Here is a 21204-nt window from a genome sequence, read left to right as displayed (position 1 = left end):
AAAAGGAAATATTGATGCTCGGACGCAAACGGCCAGAGCCAAAGATCGAAAACACTGATGAGCACTTCTCTCCCCAGAGCGCACGGGCTGGAGCGGCATTGCGCCTGACCGTGAGTTTCATGGTGGCGGTCATCATCGCGTTTCTGGCCGTCGAAGGCTGGCGCACCTGGCGGGATTATCGCGCGGCCTTTTCGTCCGCCCAGGATTCGGTGACGAACCTGGCACGGGCGACGGCCCAGCACGCCGAAGATACCATCCGACAAGTGGATGTGGTCACCGCCGCCCTCAGTGAACGGGTGGAGGGCGATGGCCTGCAGAACATGGACGTTGCGCGCATCCATAGGCTATTGGTGCAACAGGCCGCCATCATGCCGCAACTGCACGGGTTGTTTATCTATGGCCCGGACGGCCAATGGCTGGTGACGGACAAGGAAGTCATCCCGGAAACGGCAAACAACGCCGACCGCGACTACTTCCAATATCACCGTACCCACGAGGACCGGGGCGTGCGCATCGGCGAAGTGATCAAGAGCCGGTCCACCAACGACCTGATCATTCCGGTGTCCCGTCGCTTGAACAATCCCGACGGCTCGTTCGCCGGTGTGTTGCTCGGAACGGTCAAGGTCAGCTATTTCGTCGACTACTACGGCGACTTCAAGATCGACGACAAGGGGGCGCTGGTCCTGGCCACACGCAGCGGGACCATTCTGGTACGGCGCCCCTTCGTCGAATCTGTGATCGGCAAGAGCCTGATCAACAGCGTGATCTTCAAGAACTACCTGCCCACGTCGAACGAGGGCATCGCGGAAGCCAGGGCCGTGGTCGACGATACCGAGCGCCTGTATGGCTATCGGGCCTTGACCACCTATCCATTGGTGGTGGAAGCCGGGTTGTCGCGCGAGTCCATCATCGCCCCCTGGCGCCGCGACCTGTTCAAGACCAGCTTCGTGCTGATTTTCTTGATCGTGATCCTCGTAGGCTTCGGGCTCATCGTGCTGAGCCAGTTGCGCTACCGGATGACCATGGAGAAACAGATTCGCACTGCGCACCAGGCCATGCGCGACATGGCGCTGACCGACAGCCTGACCGGGCTGGGCAACCGCAGGCGGCTGGACATCGCCCTGGCCGACGAGATACGCCTGGCCAAGCGCCAGGGTTCTTCCCTGGCGTTGATCATGCTCGATGTCGATTACTTCAAGCGCTTCAACGACAGATACGGCCATGCTGCCGGGGACGATTGCCTGCGCACGATTGCCGGTACCATTGGGCAAACGATCAAGCGGCCTGGTGACCTGGCGGTCCGGTATGGCGGTGAAGAGTTCACCGTGTTGCTGCCCAACACCGACAGCGCTGGTGCCGCCAAGGTCACGCAGCAAATCCTCGAAGCCGTCAGGGCCTTGAACATTGAACATGGCGACCATCCCTTGGGCATCGTGACCATCAGCGCAGGTGTCACCACCTGCCAGCCGAGCGGAGAGGACATAGCCCCGGCCATGCTGATCAGGGCCGCCGATGCCTTCTTGTACCTGGCCAAGAACACCGGGCGCAACCGTTGGTGCAGCGCCGACTCGACACCTGGGTGAACCCCGTGGGACCGCCGCGCATCGGTCAAGGTCGGGCAAACCCAAGTCCACAGGTGCCTGCAAGGCGCCTGGCGGCTACAATGCTCGCTTCGACCGTGACCAGCCTGACTAAAAACAAATGTCCTTGCCCAAACATCATCTGGAATTGCTCAGCCCCGCCCGCGACGTAACCATCGCCCGCGAGGCCATCCTGCATGGCGCCGACGCCGTGTACATCGGTGGCCCGAGTTTCGGCGCGCGTCACAACGCCTGCAACGAAGTGGGTGATATTGCCCGGCTGGTGGAGTTCGCCCATCGCTACCACGCGCGTGTGTTCACGACCATCAACACCATCCTGCACGACAACGAGCTGGAGCCAGCCCGCCAACTGATCCACCAGTTGTACGATGCCGGCGTCGATGCGCTGATCGTCCAGGACCTGGGGGTGATGGAGCTGGATATTCCACCCATCGAGCTGCACGCCAGCACCCAGACCGACATCCGTACCCTGGCCCGAGCAAAGTTCCTCGACCAGGCCGGTTTCTCGCAACTGGTCTTGGCCCGTGAGCTGAACCTGCAGGAAATCCGCGCCATCGCCGATGAGACCGACGCGGCCATCGAGTTCTTCATCCACGGCGCGCTGTGCGTGGCGTTTTCCGGCCAGTGCAACATCTCCCACGCCCAGAATGGCCGCAGCGCCAACCGTGGCGACTGTTCCCAGGCCTGTCGCCTGCCCTACACCCTCAAGGACGACCAGGGCCGGGTGGTCGCCTACGAAAAACACCTGCTGTCGATGAAAGACAACAACCAGAGCGCCAACATCCGCGCCCTGGTCGAAGCCGGCGTGCGTTCATTCAAGATCGAAGGCCGCTACAAGGACATGGGTTATGTGAAGAACATCACCGCCTATTACCGCCAGCGCCTGGACGATGTCCTCGAAGACCGCCCGGACCTGGCCCGCGCGTCCAGCGGCCGCACCGCACACTTCTTCGTCCCCGACCCGGACAAGACCTTCCACCGTGGCAGCACCGACTATTTCGTCAGCGACCGCAAGATCGACATTGGCGCCTTCGATTCGCCGACCTTTACCGGCGTGCCGGTGGGCGTGGTGGAAAAAGTCGGCAAGCGCGACCTGCAAGTGGTGACCTTCGATCCGCTGTCCAACGGCGACGGCCTCAATGTGCTGGTCAAGCGCGAAGTCGTCGGTTTCCGCGCCAACATCGCCGAGCCCAAGGGTGAGTTCGAAGAGGACGGCCAGAAGCGTTATCGCTACCGTGTCGAACCCAACGAAATGCCGGCCGGCATGTACCAGTTGCGCCCCAACCACCCGTTGAGCCGCAACCTGGACCACAACTGGCAGCAAGCGTTGCTCAAGACCTCCTCCGAACGCCGCGTCGGCCTGGCCTGGGTTGCACGCCTGCGTGAAGAGCGCCTGGAACTGACCGCCACCAGCGAGGAAGGCATCAGCGCCAGCGTCGCCCTGGATGGGCCGTTCGGCGTGGCCAACAAGCCGGAACAGGCCCTGGAGCAGTTGCACGATCTGCTCGGCCAACTGGGCACCACCGAATACCACGCCACCGCGATCGAGCTGGATGCGCCCCAGGCGTTCTTCATCCCCAACTCGCAGCTCAAGGCCTTGCGCCGCGAAGCCATCGAGGCCCTGACCGCCGCCCGCATCGAAGCCCACCCACGCGGTGGCCGCAAGGCCGAGACCAACCCGCCGCCGGTGTACCCGGAATCGCACCTGTCGTTCCTGGCCAACGTCTACAACCAGAAGGCCCGGGACTTCTATCATCGTCACGGCGTCAAGCTGATCGACGCGGCGTTCGAGGCCCACGAGGAAACGGGTGAAGTGCCGGTGATGATCACCAAGCACTGCCTGCGCTTCTCGTTCAACCTCTGCCCCAAGCAGGCCAAGGGCGTCACCGGCGTGCGCACCAAAGTGGCACCGATGCAGCTGATCCACGGTGATGAAGTGCTGACACTGAAGTTCGACTGCAAACCCTGCGAAATGCATGTGGTCGGCAAGATCAAGGGGCACATCCTGGACCTGCCGTTGCCCGGCAGCACAGCGCAGCCCGTGGTCGGCCACATCAGCCCTGAAGACCTGCTCAAGACGATCCCCCGCGCGCCGCATTGAGCAATGCGCACCTGAGGGAGCGAGCTTGCTCGCGATAGCGGTAGGCCTGCCTGCATTGATGTTGAATGTATCGCCGCCTTCGCGAGCAAGCTCGCTCCCACAGTGGGTTGCGGGTGTTCACGGCACTTGGGCCCGCCACTGATCCCCTGTGGGAGCGAGCTTGCTCGCGATAGCGGTGGGCCTGCTTGCATTGATGTTGAATATCAGGTGGTTGATGGCCCTGCGCCATTTTTCATTTCTGCGCCGTTTTTGCTTCGCTGTGCGACAGATTTTCCTACAGGACTCCCCCGCCACTTCCTCGCGGTGTTAGGTTGCAAGCGTTTGTGCCTCAAATCAGACACTTTCCTCCTACCGCCTGCAAAGGAATGCCCAGCAATGGACTTCTCGCTCAAACACCTGGCCGTAACCACCCTGCTGTTGTCCAGTCTCGCTTCGATCACCACACCAGCATTCGCCAACATCACCGCCCAACAGGGCGCAGCCATCGTCAAAACCTTCTCCAACACCTCAGTCACCGATTTCAGGCAGTTCCTGGCCGACGTGGCCAAGAGCGACCTGGGCAAAACCGCCAACCTCGGCCCGGCCATCAGCGCGTTCCAAGGCAACAAAACCCTTTCAGCTGAACAGCAGAATGAAATCCATCGCCTGCTGGGCCTCTATGCCCGAGTGAAATACGGCCAGGCGGCCACCCAGACGCTGAAGGAACTGGTCGCCATCCCGACTTTTCGCAAGGACGGCGTCGCCCAGCACGAGAACCCGGAATTCCTCAAGATAGCCGACAAGATCAAAAGCCTGGCCGAGGCGTTCAACCTCAACTTCCGCAATGTCGACAACCGCGTCTATGAGATTTCCCTCGAAGGCAACGGCGACGAAGTCGTCGGCATTCACGCCCATGCCGACGTGGTGCCGGTAACCCCGGAAAACTGGGTATTGAAAGATGGCACCCGCCTCGACCCGTTCAAGGTCACCCTGGTGGGCGACCGCATGTATGGCCGCGGTACCGAGGACGACAAGAACGGCATCGTGGTCGCGCTCTATGCCATGAAAATCATCAAGGAAGAGAAACTGCCGCTGGCGCGCAACTTCAAGCTGCTGGTCGACACCACCGAGGAAACCACTGGCGACGCCATCCCCTATTATTTCGAACGCAACCCGACGCCCAACTACAACCTGGCGCTGGATGGCGGCTACCCCGTAGTGATTGCCGAGAAAGGCTATGGCACCGTCATGGCGAACTTCACCCGGCGCGCTGCACAGGGCAAGGGGGCAGAAATGACCGCGCTGACGGGCGGCCTGGCGACCAATCAGATTCCGTCGACGTCCGTTGCCACCTTCGCCAGCGACAAGCCCGCCGAACTGGCCACCAGCCTGCTCAAGGCCGGCAACGACTATGCCAAGCGCAATGGCGGTAACTTCGAGGTGGCCAGCCAGGTCGTCGGTAAGGACGTCCAACTGACCTTCACTGGCGTGTCCGCCCACTCCTCCGAACCCGAGTCAGGCGTCAACCCGGTGGCAAGGATGCTGGACTTCATTAACAGCCTGGACGGCAAGGTCGCGCTCAAACGCAACCACATCACCGACGCCGCCCGCTATGCCGCCGACAACTGGGGCCTGGACTATCTGGGCAGCAAACTGGGAATTGGTTTTTCCGATGCGTTCATGGGCCCGCTGACCGCGTCCCTGACCTACGTCGGCATGGATGAGAAAACCTTCAAGTTGGCGGTCAACCTGCGGGTGCCAGTGGGCAAGAGCACAGAAGTCCTCAAGACTGAAATCGCCGACAAACTGGCCGCCTGGAGCAAGAAGTCCCACGTTGCGGTGGCCTTCGACTATTCCATTGACGAGCCGATGTACCGCAACCCTGAGGGCGAATGGGTCAAGGCACTGTTGGCCGTGGCAAGTGAAAACCTGGGCATGGAACACAAGTACGGCACCTCTGCCGGCGCCACTTCGGTTCATGACTTGCCCAATGGCGTGCAGTTCGGCCTGGCCATGCCCGACGTCAAGTACACCGGTCACAACGACAACGAGTTCAAGACGGTCGAGCAGTTCCTGTTGGACTTGCAGATCGTGACCGAGATGATGGGGCGGATCGGGCAGTTGCCGAAGCTCTAAGGCGCGTGTGATCCATTGTGGCGAGGGAGCTTGCTCCCGCTCGGTTCTGTAGGAGCTGGCGAAGCCTGCGATCTTTTGATCTTTCGCTTGAGATTCAAGTGTCTTTGGGAAGATCGCAGCCTCGTTGCACTCGACAGCTCCTACACCTTCGGGTGAGTGGCGCTTGGATCGATGACCTTGGCGGTAATATCGACCAGCTCCAACCCCCAATCCCCGTGCAGGTACCAATCCTCTCCGATCATCTCGGCCGGGTGCATCGTTCGATCGGCACCGTTGCCGCAGGCCAGCGCACTGGTCGGACAGTAACGATCACACCCCCAGCAAATACGCTCGGGATGTTTGGGACTGATGGGAAAGGGCTTTGCCATGACGACCCCGTATAACTGATGGGTGTGCCCGCACCTTACCGCGTCGGGGCGCCGTGCCCCTTGATCCCGATCAAGAACAACCGTGCAGGAACGAGTCGGCATTCGTTGTGGGAAAATTCGCGCTAAAAATTGACAAGAATCATTACTATTCGCAGCAAAGCTTCCTAGACTCGGCGCCATTATTTAGCCAACCAGGAAGTCATCATGCGCACACTTGCAACTCTGCCTCTGGCCCTGCTGTTTCTCGCACCGCTGGCCCAGGCCAAGGAATACCCCATCGGCGAACCGCAACTGTGCCCAGGACTGGAGGTCGGTGCGGTGTATTTGCAGCCGATTGAAATGGCCCCGGCCGGGATGATGCGAGCCACGGCCGATTCCGACGTGCATCTGGAAGCCGATATCCGCGCCACGGCGGACAATAAGCAGGGCTTCCAGGAAGGCAGTTTCGTGCCCTACCTCAATGTGTCGTTCCAACTGAAGAAACAAGGCAACGACACCGAGCTCAAGGGTGACTTCCACGCCATGGTCGCCAACGACGGGCCGCACTATGGCGACAACGTCAAGCTGCTCGGCCCTGGCAAATATCAACTGACGTTCACCCTCCTGCCGCCTGGCGGCCATGGCTCGCTCGGCCGTCATACCGACAAGGAAACCGGCGTGGCGCCATGGTTCGAACGCTGCGAACTGCATTACGAATTCGTCTACGCCGGGATCGGTAAAAAAGGCGGGTACTGAGCATGCGCCGCTCATCCTGCCCACGGCACGTCGCGCCTCATCGACACCTGGCCTGGTTGACGCTGGCCGGTTTGCTGCTGCCCTCGATCGCCCAAGCCGAATTGCCGACTTACGAACTGAGCATACGCGACGGGCATTTCACGCCCTCGCAACTGGAAGTGCCGGCCGGGCAACGGTTCAAGATCGTGCTGAAAAACATCGGCCAGGGCCCGGCGGAGTTCGAAAGCACGCCTTTGCGCGTCGAGAAAGTGCTCTCGCCCGGCGTCACGACCTTCGTGGTCATCCACCCGTTGCGCCCCGGGCGCTATCCGTTTTTCGACGAATTCAATCCGCAACTGCCCGAGGGCGGGATTCTCGCCCAGTAATCGGTCAGCAGGAGGCGTTTGCATGACTCAATCGATGTTTATTGTCTGGCGCGAAAGCGTCGAGGCGTTGTTGGTGATCGGGATTCTCCAGGCCTGGGTCAGCCGGCAACAACAGGCCAGCCAACTGCTGCGCTATGTATGGACCGGTGCGGCGCTGGGCCTGTTGCTTTCCGGTGTGCTGGCCGGCCTGATCCTGCTGGCCGGCGAGGCCATGAGCGGGACGGCCAATGAATGGTTCCAGGCGTCGCTGGCGCTGGTCGCCAGCCTGCTGATCGTGCAGATGGTCGGCTGGATGCATCGAAACGCGAGGACGCTCAAACATGACCTGACACGCCACGCCGACCAGCGCCTGAGCCGCCAGGGCGGCCTGGGGCTGTTGGTGCTGGCGCTGCTGGCGGTCAGCCGCGAAGGCAGTGAAACCGTGGTGTTCCTGTATGGTGCCGGTGCGCGCCTGCAAGGGCCGCAACTGGGCTTGTTCGCTGTGGGCGCGCTGGCCGGGCTGGTGCTGTCGCTGCTGACCGTCTCCTTGCTGCACAGCAGTCGCCGGTTCATCTCATGGCCGCGTTTCTTTGCCATCAGCGAAGCGATCCTGCTGCTGTTGGGGGCAGCGTTGCTGGTCAGCGGTATCGAGCGGGTCGGCGGGCAACTGCTCGCGATGGATTGGCCCGAGGCGGTGTATCGCGGCATTGGCGACGCGCTGTGGGACAGCAGCACGATACTCGACGACGGTCATGGTTTGGGCGGGTTCCTGGCGGACTTCACCGGCTATCGGGCCAGCCCGAGTGCGATGACGCTGCTGGTGTGGCTGGGTTATTGGGGCGTCGTTGCGGGCTGGCTGCGGCCGCGCAAGACGGAAAACCTGCCATGCCCGACCTGAACCCCTGGCTCCAACGCCTGGGCGACGGTATGCGGCGCCACGGTGCAACCATTCGTGCCGTGCAATGGGCGGTGGTGCTGTTCTACGCGGTGCTACTGGTGGTGCCGGCCCTGCTGCCATTGCCCAGCGCCCAGGCACGCCTGTTCGACAATCTCACGCTGCTGGCGCAGTTTCTGTTCTGGGGCCTGTGGTGGCCGTTCGTGTTGCTGTCGATCGTGTTGTTCGGGCGGCTCTGGTGTGGCGTGCTGTGCCCGGAAGGCGCCTTGAGCGAATGGGCCAGCCAGTACGGCAAGGGCTTCGGGGTGCCGCGCGGATTGCGCTGGGCTGGCTGGCCGACCTTGGCGTTCTGCCTGACCACCCTCTACGGTCAACTGATCAGCGTCTACGACTACGCCCAGGCGGCGTTGCTGATCCTGGGCGGCTCGACCGTCGCCGCGGTGATCGTCGGCCTGTTGTTCGCCCGGGGCAAGCGGGTGTGGTGCCGTTACCTGTGCCCGGTCAGTGGCGTCTTTTCCCTGCTCGCTCGCTTGGCGCCGGTGCACTTTCAGGTGAACGAACAACGCTGGCTGGAAAACCCGGCACCGCGTCGCCCTCCTCCCAACTGCGCGCCCTTGCTGGACATCCGCCGCATGCGCGGCGCCGCCGATTGCCACGCCTGTGGTCGCTGCAGCGGCCAGCGCGATGCGGTACGACTGATTGCCCGCTCCAGCAGCGAGGAAATCCTGCACTCAACGGCTGACACCCTCTCGCCCTGGGATGTTCGCTTGCTGTTGTTCGGTGTCATCGGCCTGGCCATGGGCGCCTTCCAGTGGACTGTCAGCCCATGGTTCATCGACCTCAAGCAAAGCCTGGCCCAATGGCTGGTCAGTCATGATTGGCTCTGGGCACTCCAGGACAACGCGCCCTGGTGGCTGTTGACGCACTATCCGCAACTCAATGACAGTTTCAGTTGGCTCGATGGTTTTTGCATCGTCGCGTACCTGGCCATGAGTGCACTGGTGATAGGCACTTCGCTGATGCTGCTGATGCGCCTGGCGGCACGCCTCTCGGGTGACAGCACACAATATCCGCCCTTAGCCATCACCCTGACACCCCTTGGCGGTGCAGGGTTGTTCCTCGGCTTGTCGGCCACCACGGTCAAACTGCTGCGCTATGAAGGACTGCTGCTGGAATGGGTACAACCGGCTCGGGCCGTATTGCTGATAGCGGCGATAGCCTGGAGTTTATGGCTGGGCTACAAACGCCTGCAGCAGACGCAGGCTCCATCGACCCAACGATTGCCAGCCATGGCATGCCTGGTCTTGGCCAGTAGCCTGGTGGGTTATGGCTGGTGGCTGCAGTTCTGGGGATGGTGATGTGTTCACAACACCCTGTGGGAGCGAGCTTGCTCGCGATGAGGCCGGCACATTCAACATCACCAAAAACTGACACACCGCCATCGCGAGCAAGCTCGCTCCCACAGGAGAAACCCGCCAGGCCGCCTCGCTTTTGATCTTGATCTTGATCTTGATCTTGATCTGGGACGCCCCGTTAACCACGCTGGCTGAACGAAGGTATTGCGCAGTGGGCAACCCGGCATGGATGCCGGGTTAGCCGCGCTGGGCCATGGATGGCCCTTCGCGGCGGCCCACGGAGCAATGCCTTCGTTCAGGCATGCCGAGCCTAGGCGAGGCACCGAGTGGTGGGGCAAAGCGCTTTTGGTTACTTTTGGCGCTTTTCCAAAAGTGACCCGCTGTAAGAGCGGAACCATAAGTAGCCGTTACCTAAATAACGGATATTCACCCCAAAAGCCCTCAGCCCCGAACCCACCGCCCCTGCCGACTCAACTCAGGCTTTTTTAAAAACACCCTCTGCGGCAACAGCAACCAAGCCAACGCCGGCAGCAAGATCAAGGCCCCCAGCATGTTCACCAAAAACATGAAGGCCAGCAAAATCCCCATATCAGCCTGAAACTTGATCGGCGAAAAGGCCCAGGTCGACACCGCCACAGCCAAAGTCATACCCGTCAACAACACCACTTTGCCGGTGAACAAAAGTGCCTGGTAATACGCCTGGGCCAAGGTATCACCTGCCCGCATTCGCGCCAGGATCACGCTCAACACATAGAGCGCATAATCGACCCCGATGCCCACACCCAGTGCGATGACCGGCAGTGTCGCGACTTTCACCCCCATGCCCAGCCCCACCATCAGCGCCTCGCACAGGATCGAGGTGAGCATCAGCGGCAGCATCGCGCACAGGGTCGCGCGCCAGCTGCGGAAGGTCACCAGGCACAGCAGACTGACTGCGCCATAGACCCAGAACAGCATCTCGCGCATGGACTTCTTCACCACGATATTGGTCGCCGCTTCGATCCCCGCACTGCCGGCCGCGAGCATGAACTTGACCTCTGGCATCTGGTGCCCGGCAATAAACTGCTCACTGGCCTCCACCACCCGGTTCAAGGTGTCAGCCTTGTGATCGGCCAGGTAAACGTACAGCGACAACATCGAGCAGCCCTGATTGAACAGTTCTCGCGGGGCACGGGTTTGCACGGCACCCAGTGCGCCGTCATTGGGGATCAGTTCATACCATTTGAAGTTGCCTTCGTTATACCCGGCCGTGGCGATCTTGCTCAGCGCGGCCATCGAGGTGGTCGATTCCACGCCGGGCAATTGCTCCAGTTGCCAGGCCAGCGCGTCTACCGCGGACAGGCTGGCGTAACGGGTGCATTGATCCTCGGGGGTCTTGATCATGACCACGAAAATATCCGAGCTGGCCGCATAGTTCTGGGTCATGAACAACGCATCGCGGTTGTACCGCGAGTCGGCACGCAACTCTGGAGCGCCGGGGTCCAGGTCGCCGATTTTCAGGTGCAGGCTCACGGCAAAACCAAACGCGGCCAACAGCAAGCCAGTCAACATGGCGCCCGTGGCCCAGCGCCGTTGGGTGAACAAATCGAGCACACGCCACAGGGGATGCTTGATCTGCGCCTGTTGCTCGGTGGTTTCCGCACTCAGGCTGCGTTGCGCCGCCGCAGGGCTGACGCCGATATAGCTGAGCAGGATCGGCAGCAGGATCAGGTTGGTGAAAATCAGCACCGCCACCCCGAGGCTGGCGGTGATTGCCAGGTCCTGGATCACCCGAATGTTGATCAGCAGCAACACCGCGAAGCCCACCGCATCACAGAGCAAAGCGGTGATACCGGCGGCGAACAGGCGGCGGAAGGTATAGCGCGCGGCGACCACCCGGTGGGTGCCACGGCCGATGTCCTGCATGATGCCGTTCATCTTCTGCGCGCCATGGCTCATGCCAATGGCGAACACCAGGAACGGCACCAAGGCCGAGTAAGGGTCCAGTTCATAACCGAGCAGCGCTAGCAGCCCCAGTTGCCAAAGCACCGCCGCCAGTGAACAGATCACCACCACCAAGGTGCTTCGCGCGCAACGGGTGTAGCCAAACAGCACCAATACAGTCACCAGCACCGCCACCACGAAAAACAGCAATACCTGGGTCATGCCCTCGATCAGGTCGCCGACGATCTTGGTAAAGCCGGTGACATGAATCCGCAGGTCATCGCTCTGGTACTTGTCTCGCAGCGCCTCCAGTTGCCGGGAGAACTCGCCATAGTCCAGCGCCTTGCCCGTCTGCGGATTGATTTCCAGCAACGGCACGAAGATCACGCTGGACTTGAAGTTGCCGGCGACCAATTGCCCGACTTCCCCGGAGCGGGCCACGTTGGTCCGCACCTGCTCGAGGCTGGTGGCCGAGCCATCGTAGTCGTCGGGGATCACCGTGCCGCCGTCGAGCCCGTCTTCGGTCACGGCGGTCCAGCGCGTGGTCGGGGTCCATAACGATTTCATGTAGGGGCGGTCGACGCCCGGCAGCAGATAGAGCTCATCGTTGAGCCTGGCCAGGGTGTCGAGGTAGTCCTTGGTGAAAATACTCCCCTGCTTGACCTCCACGGCGATGCGCAGCGAGTTGCCCAGGCCGCTCAGTTCCTTGCGATTCTCCAGGAAATTGGCGACATAGGGATGCCCGGTGGGGATGGTCTTCTCGTAGCTGGCATTGATGCCGATGCGCGTGGCTTGCCAACCGAGCACCAACGTCACCAACAGACACAGCAGGATCACCAGCGGTCGATGGTTGAAGATCGCCCGCTCAGCAAAGTTGCCTGACGCCCGGTCGAAGTCTTCCTGGCGGCCGATCACGGTTTGGGTTCTGTCGTCTTTCAAGTTTGACTCCTGTTGCACGAGCCTTGGCCCGATAGCGCTACACCGTGAAGTTTCAAGGTTTACCCGCGGCCCGTGGATCCTGGTCAGCGGCGACACCGGACAAACCGACGCTGGTCAGGCTGCCGTCGACCGCCTGTTGCACGGCAGCGAGCGTCCCGCCGCTGCGGCTCTGACGCTTGTCAAAGCTTCGCCCTTGGTCATGGCTGAATAAAAGTTCACCACTCTGGCTGGCCAACAACAGGCCGCCGTCGCGCAGTTGGAGGGCGCTCGCCAGCGTCGACTCGATACCGGTGTCAAGGCGTCGCCAAGTGTTGCCACGATCCCCGGACCACCAGGCGTTGCCGCGCAAGCCATAGACCACCAAGGCCCCGTCGCGGGTGCCGAGCAAACCGAAGAAACTGCCCTCATACGGCGACTTCAAGGCCTGGAATGACTGCCCGGCGTCGGTCGAACGCAACAGCAAACCGCGCTCCCCCACCAGCCACAGATCGTTGCCCAAGGCGCGGATGCCGTACAAATTCAAGCCCTGCGGATTGTCCACATGCCGCATCCACGGCTGCCAGCTCAGCCCGCCGTCGTCGGTACGGAAGATCTGGTTGTAGGCGCCCACGACGTAGCCGTGCAGGCGGTCACTGAAGTACAGGTCGAGAAACGGTTTATCCGGTCCGTCATCGAGCATGCGCCGTGCCTGCGCCAAGTGGCTGGAACCGTCGGGTTGATTGACATCGCGCTCAGCGAACTGCACCGCCGAGGCGATGGCACGCTGACCGTCGAGTTGCTTCTGCCAGGTTTCCCCGCCGTCCTGGGTGTGCAGCACCACGCCCAGATGACCGACCGCCCAGCCCTGCTCGGCATCGACGAACTGCACCGCCGTCAGGCTGACGCTGACTGGCACCTTGGCCTGGCGCCAATTGACTCCAGCGTCATCGGAGAGCAGCACGATCCCGCGCTCACCGACCGCCACCAGACGCTCGCCGGCCCGGGCCAGCCCGAGCAACACCGAGCGCTGCGCCTTGGCGGTCGGCAATGCCGGCTGTTGCAGCACGGCCAATGTCGTGGCCTGTGCAACCAAGGGCACGCTCACCAACAGGCTCCCCACCAAGGCGCAAACACCCCACAGCGGACTGCGGCGCGCAAAAAATTTTTCAACGTTCATATCGTTATTCCGCCTGGAAAATCGTAAGCGACCGCGGCGAACCTCCTCCTCGCCACGGTCGCCACAGGTTCAACGCATGTTTTCGTTGGCCATGGCATCCGGCGTGAAATAGGACGCCGAAGGTCTCGCGATCTTCTGGTACTGAACCGCCAGGTCATTGCTCGATGCGTTGAGGAAGTAGGCCCCGGTGTCGAGGTTGTAGCTGCCCCACATGACCTGTGCGGTGAGGACCGGCATATCCGGCGCCAGCAGCGTCAGTGAATACATCTGCCGGCCGAGTTTGCCCTGGGCGTCATAACCGTCGGCCATCAGGATCTGCCAGGAGTCTTCGTCGACGTAGTAGGTCCGACGCGGCACGACATGGCGCTTGCCGGATTTGAGCGTGGCCTCGACCACCCAGACACGGTGCTTCTCCCAACGCACCAGATCAGGATTGAGGAAGTTTTCCTTGACCAGGTCGTCGCTCTTGGCCAGCGCGGCGCGGTTATTGTTGTAGCCGACGATCAGCTCTTTCTTGCCCACCAGCTTGAGGTCATAGCGATCGGTAGGCCCGAACAGCATGAATGCTTCGTCGAACAGGCCGACGCCAGAGGTCACGAAGTCCGGCGTGTCATAGGCAATGTTTGGCGCCCGGCGAACCCGGCGCTGGCCGACCAGATACTGCCAGGCCGCCCGATTGGCCGGGTCCATGTCCCAATGGGTCATCAGGCCCTCGCCGGCCTTGGATGACGGCAACTCAGTCAACAGCTTGCCCACCTGGTACTTGCCCGCATAGTTTTCCAGGCTGCCGCCTTCGAAGTAGTAGGGAAACTGATAGGAGAACTGGGCCCGGGTCGCCTGGACTTTCTTGCCACCGGCGGTCATCAGCCAGGTATCGAAAGGCGCGCTGATGGTGTCGCCGCCCTGCCAGGACAACCGATAATTCCACAGCACTTGCGCACCGTTTTCCGGGATCGGGAACGGAATGCCGCCGTAGGCGTTGGAGACCTTCTCGCTGTCCACGTCCAGCGCGGCGCGGGTGGCGTTCTTGCTGGTGTTGTCATACACCCATTGCGGAGCGGCGGCCGAGCGATGGGTCGGGTACACGTCCAGGCGATAGCCCGGGTATTTCTTCAACAGCAGCTTGGTCCCTTCGGCCAATTCGCCGGCGTACTGCTCCATGTTCGAGGCTTTGATCGAATACAGCGGCTTCTCGCCAGCGAATGGATCGGGGCGCTTGTCACCCGGTTTGTAGCCAGGCGTGACCTGGGTATAACCGCCCTGCCAAGCCGGGATACTGCCATCGGCATTGCCGGCGCGCTCGCCACCCAGGGGGGTCAGATCGGTTTTCAAGCGCGCGGCCTGTTCAGGCGACACCGCCGCCTGCGCCAATCCCATGCCGGCAAGGGCCAGGGTCAGGACGCAGGTGTTCAGGAATGTTGTGTTCTGCATGGCGAATCCACCTTATTAGAATGAGGTTTTCACGTAGAGCGAGACGAAGTCGCGGTCGGCCAACGACTGTCCGTAACTGAAATTGCCGTCCTCGCGCAGCCCGGCTTTCGGTGCGCCGAAGAAGTTCACGTAGTTGAGGCCGACATCCCAGCGTTGCAGATAGGTGGCTTTGAGCCCGACACTCCAGTCACCGGAATGGGTGTTGCCGAAGCCGGATTTGTTGACCGCCGATGAGCGCCCATCAAGCACTATCCCCATGCCGATCGGCACGGTCAGGTCGATTCCGTCGACAATCTGGAAGTACGCCGGCTCGATCAGTACCCGCAGCGCGGTGGCATCGCGGGTGGTGTTGGAGTCCAGCGCGGCAGCGTTCTTGGTCACGCTCAGGGTGCGGTTCCAGGCCAGTTCGGCCAGGGCCGATCCGCCGTCCCAGAACGCGGTGGGCGATAACAGGTAGATCGCCGACAGGTTGGCGTGGGCGGTCTTGCCCCTGGCGAACAACTCATTGTCGCCACCATCGGCCGCCATGCCGGGGGTCACTACTTGCAGATTACTCACCAGCGGCGCGTTCCAGCGCACCGACGTTTCACCGGCAAAGTTGAACGGACCGTAGGCCGTGGAGAAGCTGACGCCGGCAGTCTTGATGTCTTCGGCGTAGACCTGGCGATAGGAACCCAGGATCGGCAAGCCAGTGGCCGCAGACGCCGGACCGTCCAGGTACGCGTACAGCCCGATCGGCGCTTTATCGTGATACTGGGCCGCGTAGAAACCCAGCTCCAGCTCAGTGCCGGTCGGCTTGAACCGGATCTGCATGCCGCCCTGCCCCGAATTGCGCGGTTTCAAATCGCCGCCATTGACCGTGTCGTTGCCGAACACTTCGCGCAGAGGGCCACTGCCGTAGCCGATGGCATCGACGTCGCTTAGGTAGCTGCCGGCGCCGGGCAGATTGGAACGCTCCCACTCAAACTGATAGTAAGCGCCCACCGACAGTTGCGGGTTGATCTGCAACTGCCCGGAGATCTGATTGACCGGGCGCAGGATCTCCTTGAATTGAGTCCCCGGCACGCTGAGCAACTTGACGACGTCGGTCGGGCCCTGGGCATTGGCAATGCCGTTGCCACCGTAGAACAGGCTTTCCCCATAGATCAGGCTGTGTCGGCCCAGGCGCGCCACGCCCTGGGAGTCTTCACCCAGATCCCCGCGCAAGAACACGAAGGCATCGAGAATTTCCGCGTCGCGACCATGGAGCTTGCGGGTTTCACTGAGGAAATGCGGTTGCTCGCTGCTGTCGGTGTCCTGGTTGTAGATATCGTCGTACCAGGCTGCGCCGCTCACGCGCAGCCCATAGTTTTGCCGGCTCAGGTCCATTTCGGAAAACAGGTCCAGGCGGTTGGAGACCAGGCCACTGCTGAAATTCTTGTCGCCCTGGCTCTGGATCGAGGGGTACAGGCCGTTGGCGGTTGGCGCGTTGACCAAGCGACTGTCCTGCCCATGCAGGCGCCAGGCCTGGCTGTACTTGATGGTGTTGTCCCAGCGCAGTTTCCAGTCGGAGTCACCCAGGTCCATTTGCATGGCCTGGACCCTTTCGACCATCACACCGGTGCTGCATAACGCCAGGAACAGGGCGCAATGCTTGAAACCAAAGCAATCTTTGAGGTTATCCATGGACGCTTCTCATTATTGTTATTTTTTGGCATGGCTTTGCAGCCAACACGCTCGGGTAGCGGCTTGCACCGCGTTCTACGGATGCGCATTCAGATGTAGGTGGAGGCCAATCCACCATCGACCGGCAGGTTGACGCCGTTGATCCAGCGCGACTCGTCGGCACACAGGAAAGCGATCACCGCCGCCACCTCATCGGCGTAAGCGGGACGTTTCATGCGATGGGCATCGGCCTGGGTCCGGGCCTCGCCGAGCATGCTCACGAAGTCGTCGAGGATGGGCGTGAACACCGGGCCTGGCGCAACACTGTTCATGCGCACCGAATGCTCAAGAAACCAGGGTTGGGCCTGCAGATAGGTCCAGACGATCAAGGCTTCCTTGAAGTACTGGTAGCAGGTCTGGTCCGGCACCCGGTGGTCGGCCAGCCAGGCTTGCGCGGCGGTAAAATCTTCGATGCGCGCCAGCGCCTTGTGCTGTTCCAGGCGCAACGGCCATTCGGCGCCGAGGATCGAGGCGATATTGACGATGCTGCCGCCAGCGTTGATGCGCGGCAGCAGCGCACGGCTCAAGTGGCGCAACCCGAGGTAGTTGACCCGCGCCAGCAATTGCGGGTTTGCGGTGCCCGGCACCCCGGCGATGTTGCACAGGCTGTCGAGCCGTGCGGGTAGCTGCGGCAGCAACCGTTCGATGTTTTCGGCGCTACTCAAATCGCCCTGTACAAAACCGTCCAGGGTCATGTGCGGCGCCTTGAGGTCGACGCCAATCACGTGGGCGCCATGACTGCGCAGCAGGCTTGCCGTGGCAGCACCAATGCCTGACGAGACACCGGTGACCAGCACAATCTTGTTGTCGAGTTTCATGTTGAGTCCTCTTATTATTTTTGTGTACTCGCAGGGCCCTCAGCTCATCAGGCCCTGTAAACCTGCCTGTCAGAAAGGATAGACCGGCGCCTTGTCCTTGACCGTCACCCACTGCCATTGGGTGTATTCGTCCCAGTCCGCCGGGCCGCCGACGCTGCCGCCATTGCCCGAGGCGCCGCGTCCGCCGAACGGGTTGATGCACTCATCAGCGACGGTCTGGTCATTGATGTGCAACATGCCGCACTGCAACCGCTCACCGATGGCCATGGCCCGGCCCACCGACGGCGAAATGATCGCCGCCGCCAAACCGTACTCGGTGCGGTTGGCCAACTCGACAGCTTCATCATCGGTGGCGAAGCTGACCACCGTTGCCACGGGCCCGAAGACCTCCTCGTCGAAGGCCCGCATGCCCGGTTTCACGCCGCTGAGCACGGTGGCCTGGTAGAACAGTCGATCGTGCTCGCCGCCTGCCTCCAGCCTAGCCCCGGCGCGCACGGAGTCACTGACGATGTCATGCACCCGTTTCAGTTGCCGCTGATTGATCAGCGGCCCCAACGCGGCTTCGCCCTGGGCAGCGTTGCCGACGGTCAAGGCCCGGGCTTTTTCCACCAGCTTACGGGTCAGTTCTTCAGCGATGGATTCATGGGCGAGGATCAACCCGGTGGCCATGCAGATCTGCCCTTGATGCAGCCAGGCGCCCCAGGCCGCGTTGCGGGCGGCGAGGTCGAGATCGGCGTCTTCAAGAATGATCAGCGGGTTCTTGCCACCCAACTCCAGCGCGACCTTCTTCAGGTTGCGCCCGGCGACTTCAGCGACCTTGCGACCGGCACCAGTGGAACCGGTAAAGGCGATCATGCGCACGTTAGGGTCGCGGCACAGCGCCTCACCGGCATCCGCCGCGCCGGGCAACACTTGCAACAAACCCTTGGGCAGCCCTGCCACCTCGAACAACCGGGCAATGAGGAAACCACCGCTCACCGGGGTCTGCGGATCCGGCTTGAGCACCACGGCGTTGCCCGCCGCCAGGGCTGGCGCAACGGAGCGCATGGACAGCACCAGGGGAAAGTTGAAGGGCGAAATCACGCCGACCACACCATGGGGCTGGCGCCGCGCATAGGACAGGCGCCCCGCCTCGCTAGGCAGGACCACCCCATGGGCCTGGGACAGCAGGCCGGCGGCCTGATGCAACAGCACGATGGCTTCGCGCACTTCATGTTGGCCCTTGAACAGCGCGGCGCCGGTCTCCCGAGCCACGTACAGCGCCAGTTCTTCGAAGGACTGCTCAGCCACGTCGGCGGCCTTGCGGAAGATCGCCGCGCGCTGCCGCGGGCCCAGCGCCGCCCACCCCGGCTGCGCCAGGGCTGCGTCGCGGCTGGCCTTGGCAATGTCGGCGGAGTCGGCCGTGGCACAGCGCATCAGCCGCTCACCGGTGGCCGGTTCAATGATCGATTGCAGCGGACCCGACGCAGGCACCCAGTCACCGTTGAAGACACATTCCGACTCGATCACCTGGGACAACAGGTGGCTTTTGGATGCAGACATTTAACACTCCCGGCTCTTTGTTGTTGTCATCGTTTGCCGCACCTGGAAGGTATCGACGCAAACGCCGTGCTAGTGCTTGAGCAAGCGCTGTGCCGGTTTTGCCTGCGGACCTTGATAAACCTGGCGCAGGGCTCTGGATCAATACTCTGCATCGAGTACAAGGCTCAGGCAGCCTCTGCCGACGTGGCCGTTGGCCAGCTGCCGCTTGTTCATTTGATAAAGTTATGCTTAATAACTATCTCGCCAGATGATCATTTCGATCACCCGCCATCAGGGGCATAACAATGAATAATCCCCACTGCCAGTTGCCGGATCACCGGATCACCACCGAGCACTTCCGTCCACGGGGTGACAGCAACGAGCTGACCGACAACAGTTCACCCACGACGGCAGAACTCACCGCGTGTCTGTTTTTCTCCCCCGACGACGGCCGTATCTGGCTCAACGACCAGCGCATGTTGCTGCTGCACAGTTCATCCTTCGGTGCGTTGCGCCGGGAAATCATCGAACGCCAGGGGCTTGAACAGGCCCGTGGGATGCTCACCCGCACCGGCTATTCCTCCGGTGCCCGCGATGCCCGGCTGATTCGCGAACGCTGGCCCCACGCCGATGCCGCGGCGGTATTCCGCGCCGGCACGCATCTGCACACCCTTGAAGGCATGACCAAGGTCGAGCCGCTGCATTTCAAGTTCGATGCCGACTCCGGGTTCTATGAAGGGGAATTTCTCTGGCACCACTCCTGTGAAGCCGACGAGCATGTCGCCGCCTATGGCACCGGGCAGGATCCGGTGTGCTGGACCGAACTGGGCTACGCCATCGGTTTCGTCAGCGGATTGTTCGGGCAACTGGTGATCTTCCGCGAAGTGGAATGCCGAGGCATGGGGCATGAACGCTGCCGTGTCGTCGGCAAGACCGCCGAGCAATGGGGCGATGTCGAGCAGGACCTCAATTACCTCAACGCCTCACCGCCAGCAGTCGTCGCGCGCACCGACAGCCAGTCCGACAGCGTTGCCGGCACCGCCCCGCTGCCGGACAGCGAACAGCCGCTGATTGGTGCCAGCGCCGCCTTCAACGCCGCGACCCAGGCCCTGCAACGGGTGGCCTTGACCCCCGCCACCGTGCTGGTCAGCGGCGAATCCGGCGTCGGCAAGGAGATGTTCGCCCGCCAGCTGCACCAACTGAGTCGCCGACGTGATGGTCCGTTCATCGCCCTCAACTGCGCGGCCATCCCCGACAACCTGATCGAGGCCGAACTGTTTGGCGTCGAACGCGGGGCCTATACCGGGGCCACCCATTCACGCCCCGGGCGTTTCGAGCGAGCCCATGGCGGCACGTTGTTCCTGGATGAGATCACCTGCCTGAGCCTGGCCGGGCAAAGCAAGTTGCTGCGCGCCTTGCAGGAACGGGAAATCGAACGGGTCGGCGGTGGCCACGGCATCAAGGTCGATGTGCGGGTCGTGGCGGCCACCAACATCGACCTGCGCAAGGCCGTGGCCGACGGCGCGTTCCGTGAAGACCTGTTCTACCGGCTCAACGTCTACCCCATCGCCCTGCCGCCCTTGCGCGAGCGTCGCGATGACATACCGCTGCTGATCAATGCCTTCCTCAAGCGCTTTTGCCAGGAATACGGCCGCACCCCGATGGGCCTGACCATGCGCGCGTTGAAGGTCCTGCTGCGCTATGACTTTCCGGGCAACGTGCGGGAATTGCAGAACCTCATCGAGCGCGGCCTGATCGCCAGCGAAGAAGGCCAGGCGATTGACCTGGTCCACCTGTTTCGCAATGAACAACTGCCAGTGGACGCGTATTCCGTGGACCTGCACGGCGGTCTCTCGCCGATGGGCCAGGCCGCCAACGACGCTGCGGAAAAACCGGCGCTGCTCCAGTCCCTCAGCCAACTGGACTCGGACTTCTCCATTGACGGCCTGGAGTCACGGCTGATCAACGAAGCCCTGCAACTGAGCAGCGGCAACCTGGCAGCGGCCGCCCGCTCATTGGGGCTGAGCCGGGCACAATTCGCCTATCGGTTGAAGAAGCATCAACGGGGTGTCCCCGACTAACGGGTCAATCACAAATCCCTCTGTGGGAGCGAGCTTGCTCGCGATAGCGGTGGGTCAGCTGACATTGATGCTGGCTGTGCTGACGCCATCGCGAGCAAGCTCGCTCCCACATTAGTT

General features: G+C 62.0%; 15 protein-coding genes. 8 read left to right on the top strand and 7 right to left on the bottom strand.

Annotated features, from left to right (window positions below; genetic code table 11):
• Nucleotides 1–14 precede the first annotated feature (14 nt).
• The 3 genes from QMK47_RS14250 to QMK47_RS14240 all read left to right on the top strand — a co-directional run bounded on the left by QMK47_RS14250 (nucleotide 15) and on the right by QMK47_RS14240 (nucleotide 5817).
• On the top strand, nucleotides 15–1583 hold the full coding sequence (locus QMK47_RS14250) for a sensor domain-containing diguanylate cyclase (protein ID WP_320390453.1): 1569 nt from the start codon (nucleotides 15–17) through the stop codon (nucleotides 1581–1583).
• A gap of 118 nt (nucleotides 1584–1701) precedes the next feature.
• Complete coding sequence (locus QMK47_RS14245; RefSeq protein WP_253474501.1) at nucleotides 1702–3702, top strand: peptidase U32 family protein; 2001 nt, start codon at nucleotides 1702–1704, stop codon at nucleotides 3700–3702.
• Between the two features lie 375 nt (nucleotides 3703–4077).
• Complete coding sequence (locus tag QMK47_RS14240) at nucleotides 4078–5817, top strand: dipeptidase (RefSeq protein ID WP_320390452.1); 1740 nt, start codon at nucleotides 4078–4080, stop codon at nucleotides 5815–5817.
• Nucleotides 5818–5957: 140 nt separating this feature from the next.
• Here QMK47_RS14240 and QMK47_RS14235 read toward each other — a convergent pair whose 3' ends face one another.
• Nucleotides 5958–6185 (bottom strand): DUF3079 domain-containing protein, encoded by a 228-nt coding sequence (locus QMK47_RS14235; RefSeq protein ID WP_053179517.1) that lies wholly within the window; start codon nucleotides 6183–6185, stop codon nucleotides 5958–5960.
• A 204-nt stretch (nucleotides 6186–6389) separates the two neighbouring features.
• Between QMK47_RS14235 and QMK47_RS14230 the strand changes: the two genes are divergently transcribed.
• From QMK47_RS14230 to QMK47_RS14215, 4 genes are read left to right on the top strand one after another with little or no spacing between them, the layout of a single operon-like run.
• A complete protein-coding gene (locus tag QMK47_RS14230; RefSeq protein ID WP_063321427.1) occupies nucleotides 6390–6920 on the top strand; it encodes an iron transporter in 531 nt (176 codons plus the stop codon).
• Nucleotides 6921–6922: 2 nt separating this feature from the next.
• Nucleotides 6923–7285 (top strand): cupredoxin domain-containing protein, encoded by a 363-nt coding sequence (locus QMK47_RS14225; protein ID WP_253474496.1) that lies wholly within the window; start codon nucleotides 6923–6925, stop codon nucleotides 7283–7285.
• A 22-nt stretch (nucleotides 7286–7307) separates the two neighbouring features.
• On the top strand, nucleotides 7308–8162 hold the full coding sequence (locus QMK47_RS14220; protein ID WP_253474493.1) for an FTR1 family iron permease: 855 nt from the start codon (nucleotides 7308–7310) through the stop codon (nucleotides 8160–8162).
• Nucleotides 8150–9517 carry a 4Fe-4S binding protein gene (locus tag QMK47_RS14215; protein ID WP_320390451.1) on the top strand — a complete coding sequence of 456 codons (1368 nt, stop codon included), beginning with the start codon at nucleotides 8150–8152 and terminating at the stop codon, nucleotides 9515–9517. The genes QMK47_RS14220 and QMK47_RS14215 overlap by 13 nt, the downstream gene beginning before the upstream one ends.
• Before the next feature lie 438 nt (nucleotides 9518–9955).
• Here the strand turns inward: QMK47_RS14215 and QMK47_RS14210 are convergent, their stop codons facing one another.
• The 6 genes from QMK47_RS14210 to QMK47_RS14185 form a co-directional block, all read right to left on the bottom strand.
• Nucleotides 9956–12376, bottom strand: coding sequence for an efflux RND transporter permease subunit (locus QMK47_RS14210; RefSeq protein WP_258691115.1), 2421 nt, complete (start codon nucleotides 12374–12376; stop codon nucleotides 9956–9958).
• 52 nt (nucleotides 12377–12428) lie between these two features.
• Nucleotides 12429–13532 carry a WD40/YVTN/BNR-like repeat-containing protein gene (locus tag QMK47_RS14205; protein WP_258691114.1) on the bottom strand — a complete coding sequence of 368 codons (1104 nt, stop codon included), beginning with the start codon at nucleotides 13530–13532 and terminating at the stop codon, nucleotides 12429–12431.
• Nucleotides 13533–13601: 69 nt separating this feature from the next.
• Nucleotides 13602–14963 carry a DUF1329 domain-containing protein gene (locus tag QMK47_RS14200; protein WP_214512292.1) on the bottom strand — a complete coding sequence of 454 codons (1362 nt, stop codon included), beginning with the start codon at nucleotides 14961–14963 and terminating at the stop codon, nucleotides 13602–13604.
• Nucleotides 14964–14978: 15 nt separating this feature from the next.
• Nucleotides 14979–16628: a DUF1302 domain-containing protein gene (locus QMK47_RS14195; protein ID WP_320390450.1), complete on the bottom strand. Its 1650-nt coding sequence runs from the start codon at nucleotides 16626–16628 to the stop codon at nucleotides 14979–14981.
• Nucleotides 16629–16717: 89 nt separating this feature from the next.
• Nucleotides 16718–17485 carry a coniferyl-alcohol dehydrogenase gene (locus QMK47_RS14190; protein ID WP_253474479.1) on the bottom strand — a complete coding sequence of 256 codons (768 nt, stop codon included), beginning with the start codon at nucleotides 17483–17485 and terminating at the stop codon, nucleotides 16718–16720.
• Nucleotides 17486–17554: 69 nt separating this feature from the next.
• Nucleotides 17555–19027: a benzaldehyde dehydrogenase gene (locus tag QMK47_RS14185; RefSeq protein ID WP_253474476.1), complete on the bottom strand. Its 1473-nt coding sequence runs from the start codon at nucleotides 19025–19027 to the stop codon at nucleotides 17555–17557.
• Between the two features lie 284 nt (nucleotides 19028–19311).
• Here QMK47_RS14185 and QMK47_RS14180 point away from each other — a divergent pair, with 284 nt between their 5' ends.
• The gene (locus QMK47_RS14180; RefSeq protein ID WP_253474473.1) at nucleotides 19312–21087 is read left to right on the top strand and encodes a sigma-54-dependent Fis family transcriptional regulator; all 1776 of its coding nucleotides are present in this window, start codon (nucleotides 19312–19314) and stop codon (nucleotides 21085–21087) included.
• Nucleotides 21088–21204 lie beyond the last annotated feature (117 nt).

It is taken from the genome of Pseudomonas sp. P9_35, assembly GCF_034008205.1.
Taxonomy (GTDB): Bacteria; Pseudomonadota; Gammaproteobacteria; order Pseudomonadales; family Pseudomonadaceae; genus Aquipseudomonas; species Aquipseudomonas kilonensis.
This window is presented reverse-complemented; position numbering and strand designations above follow the sequence as displayed.